This is a genomic window from Arcicella sp. BE140 (assembly GCF_031456255.1).
GTDB lineage: Bacteria > Bacteroidota > Bacteroidia > Cytophagales > Spirosomataceae > Arcicella > Arcicella aquatica.
In genome coordinates this window covers 15,582-30,962 of sequence record NZ_JAVDUE010000006.1, presented here as the reverse complement: position 1 = coordinate 30,962, position 15,381 = coordinate 15,582, and the positions used below count along the sequence as shown (strand labels likewise).

The following is a 15,381-nucleotide window of genomic DNA, read 5'->3' as shown; positions in this document are numbered from 1 at the left end:
CAAGCCTAGGCTACAGTGGCTATTTCAATAATTTCACCCGTTGCTTTTTTCTTTAGAATAACCTTTTTATCACCATTTGGTAGCACTTCTTCTTTTACCAGCCAGTGGTCATTATCATATTCTTTATAAACAGAGGGTTTTGTTTGGTCTGTCAAACCTCGCCAAATTGGTAGGTTTACATTCTCCCATTGTTTACTTTTGGCAGACAAGAAAGCGGCATCTAAAATGGCATTTACCACATAGCCGTCATAAAAGGTTTCTTGAGGTAGGCGGTTATTTTCAATAGCATCGAACATATCGGTAAACATATTCGGATAACCCAGTTCATGGGCTTCGTCGCCTACAGGGAATAGCCACCCGTTATTAACCTCAGCTTTTTCGGCTACATAATTCGCACCTTTTCCCGTACTAAATACCTCAAAACCAGTTCTTAAAAAACTATTAAGCCAAATAGAGCCTTCTGTACCCACTACTTCATCTCGCAGGTCCATACCCCCCCTAAAAGTCCAGCTTACTTCAAACTGTCCGATAGCTCCGTTTTCAAATTTTACTAAACCAATAGCATGGTCTTCGGCTTCTATAGGATGTACTTGGGTATCTGCCCAGCACATTACTTCAATAGGCTTTATATCTTTACCGATAAAATTCCTGCTGATTTCTACACAGTGGCAAGCCAAGTCGATAATTGCCCCACCACCAGACTTTTCTTTGTCCCAAAACCAATCGCTATGTGGGCCAGGATGTGCCTCTCTAGATTTTGTCCAGAGTACTCTGCCAATACTGCCTTGCTGTACACTAGCAACTGACTTTAGGAATTTTGGAGTATAGCATAAATCCTCTAGATAGCCTGCAAAAATTCCAGCTTCTTCTACCAAGCGTAGCATACGTTCCGCTTCTGCGGCTGTTCTACCCAAAGGCTTGGTACACAATACGTGTTTTTTGGCTTTAGCACAAGCACTTACGGCTATTTCGTGTAAATGATTGGGCAACGAAATCAATACTACATCCACTTCTGGATGATTGATAGCTTCATCCATCTCATCTGTAAAATGGGCTAAATGATAATCTTCTGCAAATCGTTTGGCTTTGTCGATATTCCTAGAATAAACGGTATAAATAAAATCTTTTCTTCTTTGGGCATGTAATGAAGTGGCATAAAAACGAGCAATAAAGCCCGAACCCAACATGGCAATTTTCATTGGCTAAATAGTTATTTACTGATACTTATCAATTTATTTCTATACAATTATTAAAACAGTTTCATCTTCTCTGCATCCCAATTCAAGGCTTTATTTTTTTCAGCACTGATATTGCAGGCAATAGACGGTCCTGCTGTTCTTAGCCCAAATGTTGCATCTTCTAGTATAGGTGTGTTAGAACGTATACCATTAAAAAATGTTATCATGTGGTCTAGTCTGTCATCATAATTGGCAGGAGGTGTAAATTCAATCGTTTTTCCCATTTCGTATCCTCCTTTTGAATTGCCATACTTATCGTTATACCATTTTTTGTAGTCTTCTTTTTGTTGGGCAGAAAAGCTATCAAAAGAATCATAACCACCATATCCTGGAGCAACGCTTCTTTTGAGGGTTTTAATTTTAAAATCATTCCAACCAATATCTATTGCCCCCTCAGTACCGATAAGTTTAAGCCCGAAACCACCCTTACCTTCGCCACTTGCCAAATTGATACGTGTGTATAACTGAAAAGATTGTAGTGTTTTAGTTTGAGGATAAGACATAAAAGAATTGATTAAATCATAGGCATCGCGTCCGTCTTTCCAATAGTTTACTTCACCCAAAGCGAATATCTTGTTAGGTCCTATCGAGCCAGTGATGGTATGCAAACCTGTAAGTAAGTGAACAACCAAATCTCCAGCCGACCCCGTACCATAGTCCTTGTAGTTTCGCCATCTAAAAAAACGTTCGGCACTGAAAGGGACTTTAGGGGCATTTCCTAGGAATCTATCAAAATCAATTGTCTCTGGCGAGGCATCTGTTGGGATAGAATATTGCCAAGCTCCTTTAGCATCTGTTCTATCACAATAAGCCTCTACATAACTAAGCTCACCAATTACCCCTTTTTCAAAGTATTTTTTGGCTTCTAAAACGGCAACACTACTGGCTCGTTGGCTACCTACCTGAAAAACCTTGCCTGTTTTCTTTTGAGTTTCGATAATAGCATACCCATCCTCTATTTTCTGAATCATCGGCTTTTCGCAATACACATGTTTGCCTGCATTCATGGCATCTATTGCCATTTTTTGATGCCAGTGATCGGGTGTGCAAATCAATACTGCATCAATGTCTTTCTTGGCTAAGAGTTCTCGGTAATCTTTTGTAATAAAAATATCGTTTCCCCATTTCTCTTTGGCTCTATCTAATCTGCCAGTATATAAATCACAAACAGCTACCAGTTCAACACCATCAACTTTAAGGGCGGTATCGGTGTCGTAATGACCAATAATACCCGAGCCTATTAAGCCAATTCTGATTTTATCGTTGGCACTTACTTTTGTATGGTTATTCAACGTTTTGTGTAATATTTCGTTGTTGGCATTAGCACTGGCACCAATTGAAAGAGCTGCAACTGAGCCACCAACATTTTTTAAAAACTTTCTTCTTGAATTTTCCATTGTTATTGTTTAGGACTGTATTTTGAATGTTAGGTTAAAAATTATGACAAAAACGTCTCTTTGATAGCAGCAAGGTCTTTTATATGAGCATTCACAACATCCATGGTATTGGGCGAATTAGTTTCCAAACATTGTTCTATAACAATATGTGGTTTGATGTTCATTTTTGAAAGTTCTTTTGCCAGTCTGGTATAATCAATATCGCCTTTAGCAGTAAATGTTTCTGCCCAGATACCAGCTACTGATTGTCTAAGGTGCAGTTCAACAATTCTCTTGCCGTATAATTTCAATACATCAAATACGGCAGCTTCTGAATTTTCAGAACCTCTATAAACCCAGTGAACATCAAAACAAAAAGAAACATTTTGAGGAGTGGTATTGAGCAAGATATGATGGAACTCTCTTGCACCCGCCTTTAATTCAATATCATGAGTATGATAGGCTAATGTTAAACCCATTTGGCGAAGTTGATAGCCCAATGTTTCCATTGCCTGTGCTTGAAGGGCTAATTGAGCATCACTTTTTAGCTGGGTAGAACCCCATTTAATAGGACTTGGGTTGGTAACAATAATTTTTGTGCCATACTGTTTAACCACTTCTGCTATGCCCATTATCGAACTGATAGATTCTTTTACAAGTGTTTCATCATGCAAAATACTATTTACATATATAGATGGTAAGGCAATGTTATATTTATTTAATACAGGTATTAATTGTTGTGCCATCTCTTTGCTTTCGATGCTTGGCTCATAACCTTTAATGCCTGTTTTGGCTAATTCTGCCATATTTTCTTCTAAATCTTCTCCCCATTTTTTGCCTGCTCTTTTATAAAAAGTAATCCAATTATAGCCATTGCAAGCCACTGGAAAATGGTTGCTTTTAACCAAAGCCGTTGAGGCTATCGAGATAGCAGGAATAAAAGCTAAGAAATTTCGTCTGTTCAATAAACTCTTTTCCATGTATTTGCAAGTAAGATAATATCAATAATTTTAATTGAAATTAATTTATGTACAAAAAAACAATGAATATTATTATATTTCCACTACAAAATAACTTATACCGATACTATTTTGACTAATTTGAAAACATCCAGAAATGCTGTATTCCAAAAGCTTCCTTTGGCAACTGGAAGTTCGTTTGTAATTAACCGTTACCAGTCCCCAAATTTTGAAACTCCTTGGCATTTTCATGAAGAGTATGAATTGGTGTACTGTGAAAAAGGATTCGGGAATAAATTTATTGGTGATAGTTTTTCGACCTATCAAGAAGGGGAAATAGCATTTATTGGTAAAAATGTACCTCACTTATTCAAAGCAGATGACTCCTTTTATCAGGCTGATGCAAGTATTAAACCGAGTTCTATTGTCATTCAGTTTTCTGAAGATTTTTTGGGGAAAGAGTTTTTTAATAGCCCAGAAATGGCAAGCATGAAAAAAATACTTTTATTATCAATGAACGGCTTAGTTATTCTGGGAGACACAAAAGAAAAAATCAAGCAAGTTATGATAGAAATGCTTGATTTAGGTAATATCGGAAGATTCGCTAAACTCATAGAAATATTTACCCTGCTTTCGATAGGTCAAGAATTACAACCTATTTCGGTAAACATTATCAGCGGAATTAATATTAATGATAGTTTAAAAATGAACAAAGTATTAGAATACACTTTGTTACATTTTAAAGATGATATTTCTATTGCAGAAGTAGCATCACTGAGTAATCTTTCAGAATCGGCTTTCTGTAGATATTTTAAATCTAGAACTCAAAAAAGCTATTTAAGCTTTGTCATCGAAATGCGATTGAATGAAAGTGGTAGGATTTTAAGAGAGAGCAACAAGTCAATTCTTGAAATTTGTTATGAATGTGGTTTTAAAAATCTGTCTAACTTTAACCGTTTATTCCGCAAGCAGTTTAACCAAAACCCTATGGAGTATAGAAAAAATAGCGAACAATAATTACTTCTTTTTCTGACGTTGGCTTTTTACATACTCTGGCTTTATGGCTGATGCCTTGTTGCCAAAACTATTACGCACAAAAGTAAGTACATCAGCAATTTGTTTATCACTCAGGAAATCATGAGCAGGCATTTCATTAGAGTAACTATCCCCATTGATTTCTTCACCTTTCAAGCCTTTTAAAATCACATTGATTAATCGGGTAGAATCGCCCAAAACCCAGTCTGTTTTTATTAAGGGCGGATTCATATTAGGTACTCCGCTTCCATCTTCTTGATGGCAAGCCAAGCAATATGTTTCATAAATTATTTTCCCAGAATCCGATACTACCGATTTGGTTGATAAAGTACTTTTGGGCTGTTTTTCCTGCGAAACCCAAGCCGTAGTACCCATAAAGCAAATCAGCAGACTTGCAATAATTGTTAATTTCATTGTGTGAATTTTAAGCTGTAAGGAGTTAAGGCATTTAATACCTTCAAAACGTATTAAATGCCAAACCTTATTGTTCTACTGTTTCTGATACATCACTCGCCAAACTTTCCCTTTTACAGAGTCGCTAATATAAATAGAGCCGTCTGCACCTTGTGCTAAGCCAACAGGACGAGCTTTGGCATCACCTGGATTTTTGATTTCAGGACCGCCCGCAAAACCTTCTGCAAATACTTCATAGGCGCCAGAAGGTTTGCCATCTTTACCAAAAGGGACAAACGCTACAAAGTAACCTCCTTGTTTCAACGGTGCCCGATTCCATGAACCATGAAAACATACAAAAGCACCATTTTTGTACTTAGCAGGGAACTGATTACCCGTATAAAACATCAAAGCATTGGGTGCCCAATGTGCTGGAAATGCCATAATTGGTTTATCTTTGCCTTCACAACGTTCTTGGATTTTTCCATCCCCTCCGTATTCTGGAGCTAATACTTTTTTGTTCTGAAAACGGTCGTGATAACAATAAGGCCAACCAAAATCTGAGCCTTTTTTAACCAGTAAAAATTCTTCTGAAGGCAATTCTGCACTTTGCTCTACATTGTATAAGTTAGGGTATAAAGTTGTTAATTGGTCACGCCCATGTTGCATGGCATACAATTCACCAGTTGCTTTGTTCCAGTCTAATCCAACCACGTTACGCAAACCTGTTGCATAACGCAAACCATCGGCTTGCTTTTGGTTTTTCTTGTTGGCATCAAATTGCCAGATACCTCCATGCCACTCAAGAATAGGACAAGGATCCATCCCTTTAGAGCCTTTTTGGCGGTTTTTCTCTTGACAAGCATTTGATGGAGCACCAAAAGTTACATATAAATGTCCTTTGTCATCTAATTCTATTGATTTTGTACCATGTTCACTGTACAATTCTAAACCAGTTACAATCGTTTCAGGAGCAGATTCATTTACCTTACCATTTTTCATTGGATAACGAACCACGGACGAATCTGAGGAAGCATATAAATAACCGTTTCCTATTACGATGCCTGTACCTGTGAAATTTCCGAATGAAGTAGTTTCATCAGCCTTGCCATCACCATTAGTGTCCTTTAATACAATAGTACCATTACCTTGGCTAAGTTTACTTAAACGAACATAAATATCACCATTGCTATTTACCGTTAAATGACGAGCTTTACCGACGCCTTCGGTAACTAATAATGCACCAAAACCTTTTGGCAATGAAAGCCCTGCATTATCAGCATCTGCTTTAATTTTATTGATTTTAGTTTTATTAGCCTTGGGTGGATGTGTGTTTATTGCAAATACCGAGCTTGCCAACAATAGCATCAAAGAAGCTATAAGAATATTATTTTTCATTTTTTTTAAATAAAGTTTACTTTAAAAACTATCTAATTGTAAAGTAACCACCAAATTCAATAAAATGTTTACTTTCCTTTTAGTTTTTCTTGTAACCAAATATTCATTTTTTCTCCTTGCTCAGGGTAAGTCCAGTGACCAGTGTCAAGGGCTAAAAATAAATCCTTAGGGGCTGTAATAACATTATAAGCTGCATACATAGACGTGGGCGGACAGGTTTCATCATTGAATCCCCACGAGTACATCCCTGGGATTTTTACTCTTCTAGCAAAGTTCACAACATCATAATAGGGTATAGTTGCTAATTTTTCTTTTGTTTCATTGTAAGCTCTGTTCCATTTATCAAAATAGTGTGGCCACCCCCCAGCTCTTCCTTTCAAATAACCTGTAACATCAGCCAATGCTGGATAAAAAGCACCTAACCATTTTACTCTGCTATCTAAACTAGCCGTGATGATAGACAATGCCCCACCTTGGCTACCGCCTGTAACTGCTAAGTTTGTGCCATCGTATTGTGGCAAACTAGTCAAAAAGTCATTGGCTCTTACACAACCTAAATACACTCTTTTATAGAAAAAACGGTTGCGGTCATCTAAATTATAATTCGGATAACCATTTAAAATGCCTGCTCCTAAATCGGTATAAACAGATGGTTCCATATTAACAGGAATACCATGAATACCAATTTGCAAAGTAATAATTCCTTTCTCTGCATTATTAATATCACCACTATATGGACGTACCCCAGCCCCAGGTACTTGTAATAAAGCAGGGTATTTTCCTTCTTTTTTAGGCACACATAATATTCCATAAAGCCTTGTGCCTACTTTAAAGTTTTGAATATTAACATGATAGACGTTTACCTTTTCTGTGCATCGCTCTGGTAGAAGGGTCATTTTGGCATCTAAAGGTATTTTGGCTAGTTCATCTTTCGCTTCTTGCCAAAAAGTATCAAAATCAACAGGGTTTTCAACAGTAGGGCTAATACTTAGTGGCTCAAAACCAGCGGTACTTAAGTTTCTATATTCTTTCCCGTCAATTTCAGCAATAGCAATACAACGTAAAAACCCTGAGGTTGTCATTGTTCCACCGTCAATAACTTGTGAGCCATTGGCTAAAGTAATCGTTTCTTTTTTGGTAGGTTCTTGTTTTTCAGGCCCTATTTCATACCGTACTTTGGCATCTTTTACCAAATTACCATTTTTAAAAACAGCTAAAGTGAATTTTACTTTTTCTCCTAATTTGTAGGTCCAGTCAGGATGGTCGGTAGCGACTAATACTTTTACAAATTTTTCAGAAGGTTGTGAAAAAACTACGGGCAAACATAAAGCCCAAGTAATGACTAATAAAACGATTCTTTTAAGCATGAGTTTGATTTTTCTGAGCTAAAGATGAATAGAATATAATGTTACACCTACAAATAGGTAATTATTTACTGAAAATTAGTATAAATCAAACGTTAAGTTAACCTTAGTTGTTCGGATTAAAAATCAAGGCATTAGCAATGATTCTACTATAAGTAGGATTTTCAAAATCGCTTATTGTATGCCCTGGTTGGCTGTAAAAAAGCCAACCTTTACCTACATTCATGCACCAAGCAGAGCGATTTTGCATCAACGTTTTCCCTGTTTCATCATTAATTTTAAAGCCCATTAGTATAGTACGAGGACTCAAAAAAGTATGATTGATATAAGCCTCTGTATTTTTTAAAGAGAATCCGTCTATTTGCTTTCCTTTTTTCTTTCCTTCTTTGGTATAAGGTATTTTTTGTGAGTAGTTGATTTTATGAGTTGTAATAAAATGCTTTGGGGCAAGGTTTACAACATCTATATCAACATTACCAAGATATTTGTAAGCTTCGAGACTGGCTTCTTTTTTGGGTAAGTCGATACCCATAAATGGAAACCACAATTCATTTTTTCGTTTTGCTGAACTGATAGAATGGTGCAATAGGATGAGTTTTCCACCATTCAGGGCATAATCAATAAATGCTTTTTCGGGAATTACTGCTAAATCTTTGTGGATATACACGATTACTGCTTTAAAAGCAGTAATTGAATTGGGCAGTTCTGATTGTACAATAATCTTTGAATTAAGACCTTCCTCATTCTTTAAAAACTTTGCCAATACTTCCATTGCTGGTATTTCATCTGCTACTATCAATACATCTTGTGCTTTTATTTCACTAAATAGCAGTATAAAAAGTAATATAAGTATTTTGGTAAATTTTTGAATTTTCATTTTAGTCTTCCTTTTAACCTATTATTTTACAGAATAAGCGTATAAGGCAAAGCTATTGATTTCTGGTAAGTTAAAAATAATTTTACCGTCTTCAAGTACCTGACTTTCATAAGATTTACCTTTCCCAGCTATCAATTCAAGCTTTACTTTTTTACCTACTGACAACCAAGTTTTTACTGCTTTTTTAGCATCTGAATTGTTTTCTCTGAATACTATGAAATAACCTTTCTGCTCGTTTCCGATAGATTGTAAGCCTGTCCATGCTTTACCACTGGGTTCGTCACCTATTGGGAATATTTGTCCTGCATGAATTTTAGAATTGTGTTGCAAATAAGTTTTTATCAATTTACTAGTTGAAAAAGCTTCTTCAGGCAAACCTGTTCCTTCTAACCAAGCCAAAGGCTGTGCAAACATGGTGATAGCAAAAAGATAGTCAAAAGAATAATTTTTAGGGGCAAAAATATCATTTGCTGGATATTTATCTAGATTCCTCCATTTATTCAAAAATTCAATTTGTAAGTTTTGAGCTGGTAGGTACTTGGATAACATCCATAAATTACGAAGGGTAGTATATGGATAATAGTTTGTCCAGTCGGTATAGCGGTTTTCTAGGAAGATATTACCATATTCGTTTAGATAATGATACCCACCCCTGCGTTGAGCTGTTACATCAAGATTAAAAACCACTTTGTGGTCTGTTTCTCGACTTACTTTATCTAAAAATTTCCGAAAGTTTATCTCTGCTAATTTATCAGGTAAATTTACGCCATCAATTTTGAAGGTACGAATACCATATTTTTTATAAATCGTAATCAAAGCATCAGCATCTTTTTCCCAATACTCATTACTATTGTCTCTACTTGGATTAAACCATAAACAAACCTCAATGCCCAACTCTTTCCCTTTTTTTACAATGGGTACTAGTCCATTAGGGAATTTCTCAGGATGAGGCTCCCAGTAGTTTTTATTGTCCCAAATATTACTCAATGAGCCTCCTTTAAAAGCAGAATTAGATGAACGCCCCGACTGCCAGCCATCGTCTAATTGAAAATGTGTAATACCTAGTTTAGCTCCAGCTTCTAATTCTGCTAAAGCAAATTTTTCCTGAATACGGGTATCTTGCCCCCTATCACCCCAAGTATTCATCAATATCATTTCATCTCTACCTGCTTGTTGGGTTCTGATTTGTTTTTGATAATTTCTTAGTGCCATATATCGGTTTTTTTCATCGCCAGCATATACCCCTGTAACAAAACCATAACCACGACGCCACTCTGTTGGATGCAAATCACTAGGATTTAAACCCGCTCCGACTACTCTGAAACTACCGTATTCAGTAATAAAATCACTACCAGGATAAGCCAATTGTACATTAGAAGTTGGGGCTTCTTTTAAAATAAAAATCCCATTATCGCTAACATTATCATGTGCAAAAAGGAGATTGCCACGGTAGAAATTAGGACGGTACGATATTACTTTTACTTTGTTTACCAAACTGTTAAAACGGTCAGTAACGTCAAAAAACTCCACAGCATCAATATGCCAATGTCTACCCGGTAATTCAATCTTTTCAATCACGGGCATATTACTACCTGCATTACTTGATGTAAGCTTTTCGAGATTTACCATATCAGCAAGATTGACTCCCTGTTGCAACCAAGCACTTTTGGATGTTCCCTTGAAATATAAATCACAGGCGATGGACGCACAGTCTGGATATACACGAAATACTCTTTTGATAAATAATTGTTCTAATCTATAGCTAATTTCTACTTCCAGATGGGAGGGGACAATAGTGTTTTCGGTAATAAATTTTGTCGAAAATGTAGCATCCTCAGCTTTGTCAGTTTGTTCAGGAAAAGCCAAGTCAGGCTTATTGCTATTGATATTCCATACTTTACCGCTTGCTTTATCACTTAAAGATTGTGTGATGATATTACCATTATTCCATTTGTAGCTTCTGGAAATTTTGTTGTTTTCAATCACTAAAATGTCATTTTTTAAACTGGCACTACAATCGTTTATATTTTGTGCAAAGATCGTTTTAGCTGTTAAAAGAACAGAAAGAAGTAATACTATGTTTTTCATATTAAATGATTTAATTAGATTGTTGTATATGTTCTGTGGCATCTATCGGGAAACCCACCTTTGCACCATCAAGCAAAAAGTAAGTGTTGTTTTCATGAGTGAATTCTCCGTTTCTTGATATTCTTTCAGCAGGTTCACCCCCTAGAACAATAGTGTTGTTGCGTAAAATGAGCGTATTTTTTGTAGGTATTCCTCCTGCAAAATCCAAAAGGGAGTTCCATTTCATACCTCTCTTGGTCATAATAGTATTATTTTCGAGCTTAAAATTTTGAATATCAGCAGTAAATTTTTTACCTAAATGGAAGCAAAAACCCCCACTGTTGATTGAAATATTATCTGTAACGGTGATGTTTCTGGCTAAGCCACCTCCAATTTCCAAAAAGCCTTCGCAGTCTTCTGCATAGTTATGATGCACATAAGTACTATCGCCATTAGTATATGTTTCAAAAAAACCACCATCAGCACCATAGTCGTAGCTTGGGGCACTGCATCTAATGGCTCGGTTATAGGCAATTTCATTGTTTGGGGCAAAAACCCAATAAGCTACTGCACCATAGTCATCATCGTCCCCTTGTGTATTTTTCACCATTACTAGGTCATGAGCATAATTTTGTATAATTAGATTATAACTACCACTAATCATAACGCCCCCACCGCATTTCTCTATTTCACAGTTTCTTATAATGTTGTGGTCTGCTCCTTTTGCTAAGTAAATGCCTGCGTAATTAGCATCTTTTGCAAAAAAGCCGTCAACAATTATCCATTTTGCAGTAATGTTAATGGCTTTGGCCATTTTACCTGCATTGCTAAAAATAGGTTTTGGCCCTTCCCCAATTGACTGAAAAACAATAGGTTTGGTAGAGGTACCACTATCATTTATTTCTAAAGCAGTTTGCCAGCTAGAGCCACATTCAAAATTGATGGTATCGCCAGGTATAAAGTTCTTAGCATGAACAGGTACAAGAGATTTCCATGGGTTGTTACGCTCAGTTCCTGCATTAGCATCATCTCCTTGCTGACTGTTTACAAAATACTGTTTGGCTATCGCCTGATTACCAGCTATTTGAAAAGCAAAAAAGAGTATTATCCCAACATAAATGAATATTTTCTTCATAGTTATTATTATATTTTCGGAGATTCTCAGGGTGATGCTTCTAAGTCTATCTTTGCCTCTATTCGTTCTTGCTGACTTAAAATTTTATTAGTATAGGAGTTTTAATTAATACTGAAGTCTAATTTATTATTTCCTTTTTCTGTTAGATGGAAATTCATCGTTTGTTGGCTACCATCTTTTTTAGTTAACGTTATTTTATATTTACCATAAAATCCTCTAAAGGTTACTTGACCTTGGGCATCTGTTACAGAAATGATATTTTTGGTCATCCAATCGTGTTTAATCAATTTCAAAAGTCTATTATAGACTGGTTTAGGATTAAAGTCTTTGTCAAGGAGTCCACCGCCTTTTAGCCAAATCATTTTATCTGACAAACCCCACCAATGTATAGAAGCCATAGAGGGGTGACCGAACGCCAAAGTATAAAATTGTTCAGCAAATTCTGCTTGTGATTCTTCTGTCCAGATTCCCTCACGCCAAGACCCTGTAATTTTTTTCCCTGACGATTGTGGAATAAATTCTGTAATATGGAGGGGCAATCCGAGTTCTTGGTATCTATCAAAAGTTGCCACAATTTCAATAGGAGAAAACCACATTTCTCTGGGTTCATGTGCTTGTATACCTATTCCAGTAACAGGAGTATTACGCTCTAACAATACTTTAGTTAGTTGATATAGTTTTTCTCTTATAGCTGGCTTGGATATCAAATTAAATTCGTTCAAGATAAAATCCCCTTGGTGATTAGCATTGTAAGCCCATTTATACGATTTTTCAACCCAAGGAATGGTTTGTTGTATCGTAATATTATTCACATTGTATCTTGAACCTTCGTCAATTTTACTTTCGCCAAAAACAGAATCTTTAAGGGCTTCTTCCCAAGGAATGGTTGTAATAGGCTCGTTCACTACATCCCACATATTAATTTGGTCTTTAAACCCACCAACTAAATTATATATCCTAGCTTTGTATAAATCATTGGCCATATCGTGTGGGAGTTTCAATAGCCATTTGGGCGTTCCCGACATATTTGTCCAACCAAGGGTATGTCCTTTAGCAGTTACACCATTTTGTTTACACCAATCTAGCTTTTGCTGTAGTTGTTGCCATGCCTGTTTTCCTTGTTCTTTTTCGTAGGGTGTCCATTTTACCGTTAATTCTGTAAAATTGAAAAGAGCTTTAAATTTTTCTTGAAACTTAGTTACTTGTTCGGCACTTAGTCTAGAATCAAACATTTCTTCACTAAGATTTCCAAATAAAAAATCTTGAGACTCTTGATTAATCTCTACTCTGACATTTCTGAGTGCTTTTCCTTCGGAGTCTTTAAAAGAAATAAAAGCGTCACCTTTTCTTATTTTTTCAATATTTTCTTTAGCCTTTGCCAGCAAAGTTGCCTCTACTTTTAATTTATCCTCTGTTTGCCCTTTGGCATTTTTTGGAAGAAACAAATTGCAGATAACAGTTATTAATAGTATTCGGGCTATGGCAGTAAAATACTGTTTGACAATAGCTTGACTACCTGCTATTTGAAAAGCAAAAAAGAGCATTAGTCCAACATAAATGAATAATTTCTTCATGATTGTTATGGTTTTGAAACGCGTCTCAATTATTATTCAAGGGTTATAAAACCCTTCGCTTTTATTATTTTTCCATCATAAATACTTTCAGTATCACCAAAATTCACAATGGCTTTTTTACCTGAAGCAAAGACGGTCTCTTGTACTTGATAATCTGATGAAACAAATCGATGAGAAACCATTTCATCATAGCCAATTTTCTGTAACCAAGGGGCTATATTTTTATAGCTTTCCACAAAGGTTCGTTTAAATTTATCCCATCTCGGACGGTCTAAACACCAAATAGGGGCTGTTCCGTAGAGTATATTAAACAAGTCTTTTTTCCACCATATTTCTGGCATATGATGGTTGGCATCATCCCATCGCCAAGTGGTAACTATGGCATCATGATATACTAATTGATATAAGGGTACTCTTATTTTTTCGTTAATTGCCCATTTCAAATAATTTTTATCAGCAACATATTCGCCAACCATAATAGAAGGACGAGACGGATGGCTCCAGTCGCCATAATAGTAAATAGTTTTTTTTTTCTTTCTATCGGGCGAACGATACAACATACGGTGTAGGGTTGTCATACCATGTGCATAGGCTGTAGTAGGTACACCATAGTCTGCTCCCCACTCCATTCCCATAATCATCTTATATTTATTGATAAACAAATGATGAATATCTATTACTGCTTGTTTGTACTGCGAGCGTGTCAGAGGGTTATCTTTACTATAACATTCAAAAATGCCACTTGCTAAAAAACCATCAGAAAAGAATGACTCATGTGGATAAATGCTTAACTCTCGGTCTGTTCTTAAAGATGGAATGTATGGCAAAATAGCTTTGGGATTGATATCATAACCAAAGCCAGAATAGTGTAATTTGCCATCTTTTTGTTTTAAAGTTATTTGGTTGAAAAGTCCTGGAAAAGAAAAACGATTTAAAAATGTCCCCGTAGTACTCGTAGTATTTATAGTACCTATGGTATCACGGAGTTTGGCATCTCTAAAAAGTTCATATACTCCCGACAAATAGCCAAGCTCTTTAAGCTTGTTATCATAGCCAATTTCTGGATAAGGAGGGTGATTGGGATTCCATAAAACAAAAGCTTTTTCAATACCAGCTTGTTTTAATTCTTGTGCAAATGATACCTCTCGACCATTATCCCAAAGATATAGGTGAACACCCCCCATCATTTTCTCGATAGCTGGAAATTCCTTCTGTTTCTCTTTTAGAGTAATTTTAGCAGAATTATTAGCCCAAACATTTTCTCGATATTTTTTACATTGTGCTACGTAACCACCTTTATCAAAAAAATGATAGGTTACTTTACGGTTGTAACCGAAGGTATTTTTAGATGAAAGCCATACAGGTTCAAAGGTAATAAGACCGTTTTCTTTTTTAACATTGATTTCGCCATCATCAGGAGTATTTAGAATAGCCATATACCCTGTTTCAAAAAGATTATCTGTTATACCCATCCAAGGCATTGATAAGCCACTCATCGAATACATTTTATTTCTGCCCAAAGGGTACTCGGTATCTGTAACTGGAAGCAAAAAGCCTTCTCCGTCTGTATATAACAAGTAATGATTTGAATTAGGGGTTTGAAATGCAGAAGGAAAGCTCAAGTCTTCAAAAAGCATTTTTTCACTCGCTTTTATATCTATTGTTAATGACGCTGTTTCATCAAGGGTAAAAACCAATTCCAATGGGTATTTACCCGACAGTGTTACAAAAATAGAGTTGTCTTTCTGAGTAGTTTTTACAACTGTAAACTGGTCTTTTAGGGCTGTTTGTTGCCAAACTTTCTGGCAACGTTTATCAATGACAGTAAGCAGTGAGGTTTTGTCATTAAACTGTACCTCTAAAGATGGATTTGTCATTTTCCAGACTTTGCAATAAGCAACAGCAGGCAATACGACAAGGGTAATTAAAAACAATATTATTTTTTTCATAGATATTTTCAAACGT

General features: G+C 36.0%; 12 protein-coding genes. 1 reads left to right on the top strand and 11 read right to left on the bottom strand.

Features of this window, described 5'->3' with window-relative positions; genetic code table 11:
• Nucleotides 1–5: 5 nt before the first annotated feature.
• Genes J2Y60_RS10785 through J2Y60_RS10775 form a run of 3 tightly spaced genes read right to left on the bottom strand, consistent with a single transcriptional unit; the run spans nt 6 to nt 3,594 of the window.
• Complete coding sequence (locus tag J2Y60_RS10785) at nt 6–1,199, bottom strand: Gfo/Idh/MocA family oxidoreductase (RefSeq protein WP_309917995.1); 1,194 nt, start codon at nt 1,197–1,199, stop codon at nt 6–8.
• A gap of 50 nt (nt 1,200–1,249) precedes the next feature.
• Nucleotides 1,250–2,635 carry a Gfo/Idh/MocA family oxidoreductase gene (locus J2Y60_RS10780; protein WP_309917998.1) on the bottom strand — a complete coding sequence of 462 codons (1,386 nt, stop codon included), beginning with the start codon at nt 2,633–2,635 and terminating at the stop codon, nt 1,250–1,252.
• A 41-nt stretch (nt 2,636–2,676) separates the two neighbouring features.
• Nucleotides 2,677–3,594, bottom strand: coding sequence for a sugar phosphate isomerase/epimerase (locus tag J2Y60_RS10775; RefSeq protein WP_309918001.1), 918 nt, complete (start codon nt 3,592–3,594; stop codon nt 2,677–2,679).
• Between the two features lie 111 nt (nt 3,595–3,705).
• On the opposite strand from J2Y60_RS10775, the gene J2Y60_RS10770 reads away from it, so the two are divergent.
• Nucleotides 3,706–4,590, top strand: coding sequence for an AraC family transcriptional regulator (locus J2Y60_RS10770; protein ID WP_309994624.1), 885 nt, complete (start codon nt 3,706–3,708; stop codon nt 4,588–4,590).
• Here the strand turns inward: J2Y60_RS10770 and J2Y60_RS10765 are convergent, their stop codons facing one another.
• From J2Y60_RS10765 to J2Y60_RS10730, 8 genes are all read right to left on the bottom strand, one after another.
• Nucleotides 4,591–5,022 (bottom strand): cytochrome c, encoded by a 432-nt coding sequence (locus J2Y60_RS10765; protein ID WP_309918006.1) that lies wholly within the window; start codon nt 5,020–5,022, stop codon nt 4,591–4,593.
• A 75-nt stretch (nt 5,023–5,097) separates the two neighbouring features.
• The gene (locus tag J2Y60_RS10760; RefSeq protein WP_309918009.1) at nt 5,098–6,399 is read right to left on the bottom strand and encodes a PQQ-dependent sugar dehydrogenase; all 1,302 of its coding nucleotides are present in this window, start codon (nt 6,397–6,399) and stop codon (nt 5,098–5,100) included.
• A gap of 68 nt (nt 6,400–6,467) precedes the next feature.
• A complete protein-coding gene (locus J2Y60_RS10755; RefSeq protein ID WP_309918011.1) occupies nt 6,468–7,766 on the bottom strand; it encodes an acetylxylan esterase in 1,299 nt (432 codons plus the stop codon).
• Nucleotides 7,767–7,869: 103 nt separating this feature from the next.
• Nucleotides 7,870–8,640 (bottom strand): ThuA domain-containing protein, encoded by a 771-nt coding sequence (locus tag J2Y60_RS10750; protein WP_309918015.1) that lies wholly within the window; start codon nt 8,638–8,640, stop codon nt 7,870–7,872.
• A 21-nt stretch (nt 8,641–8,661) separates the two neighbouring features.
• A complete protein-coding gene (locus J2Y60_RS10745) occupies nt 8,662–10,728 on the bottom strand; it encodes an alpha-galactosidase (RefSeq protein WP_309918019.1) in 2,067 nt (688 codons plus the stop codon).
• Between the two features lie 10 nt (nt 10,729–10,738).
• Nucleotides 10,739–11,842: a right-handed parallel beta-helix repeat-containing protein gene (locus J2Y60_RS10740; protein WP_309918022.1), complete on the bottom strand. Its 1,104-nt coding sequence runs from the start codon at nt 11,840–11,842 to the stop codon at nt 10,739–10,741.
• 101 nt (nt 11,843–11,943) lie between these two features.
• On the bottom strand, nt 11,944–13,416 hold the full coding sequence (locus J2Y60_RS10735; RefSeq protein ID WP_309918025.1) for an endo-1,4-beta-xylanase: 1,473 nt from the start codon (nt 13,414–13,416) through the stop codon (nt 11,944–11,946).
• A 32-nt stretch (nt 13,417–13,448) separates the two neighbouring features.
• A complete protein-coding gene (locus tag J2Y60_RS10730) occupies nt 13,449–15,365 on the bottom strand; it encodes a glycoside hydrolase (protein ID WP_309918026.1) in 1,917 nt (638 codons plus the stop codon).
• Between the last annotated feature and the right edge of the window lie 16 nt (nt 15,366–15,381).